Annotated in this window: 1 protein-coding gene; it reads left to right on the top strand. The window is 57.1% G+C overall.

Annotation, left to right across the window (positions count from 1 at the left end):
- On the top strand, positions 1-506 hold a 506-nt coding region (locus tag QWL29_RS26590), incomplete at both ends, for an integrase core domain-containing protein (protein ID WP_305825853.1).

The raw sequence follows: 506 nt of genomic DNA, 5'->3' as shown, positions 1-506 counted from the left end.
TCGCTACTTGTTCGTCGCCATCGACCGCGCTACCCGCTGGGTCTTCATGCACATCTACGGCGACATGACCGACAAGAGCAGCGTCGATTTCCTGCGCCGTCTGCAGCTGGCCTCACCCATCAAGATCAGCAAGATCCTGACCGATAACGGCTCGCAATTCACTGATCGCTTCGCCACCAAAGACAAGAAGCCAAGCGGCCAGCACGCCTTCGACGTGGCTTGTGCCGCACTACCTGCCGAGCATCGCCTGGCACCGCCGCGGCACCCGCAAACGAACGGCATGGTCGAGCGCTTCAACGGCCGTATCAACGAACTGCTGCAGCAGACTCGCTTCGACAGTCGGGCCGATCTGCAGACCACGTTGATGAACTATCTGAAGCTGTACAACTACCACATTCCGCAGCGTGCACTCGATGCAAAAACACCCATCCTCGCGCTCAAGGAATGGCAGCAGAAACGACCAGAATTATTCGTTAAACGCGTTTACGATCAAACGGGACTTGACA

Source organism: Massilia brevitalea, assembly GCF_030711405.1.
Classification (GTDB): domain Bacteria; phylum Pseudomonadota; class Gammaproteobacteria; order Burkholderiales; family Burkholderiaceae_D; genus Telluria; species Telluria brevitalea.
The sequence above is the reverse complement of the archived record's forward strand: the minus strand, read 5'-3'. Positions and strand labels throughout refer to the sequence as shown.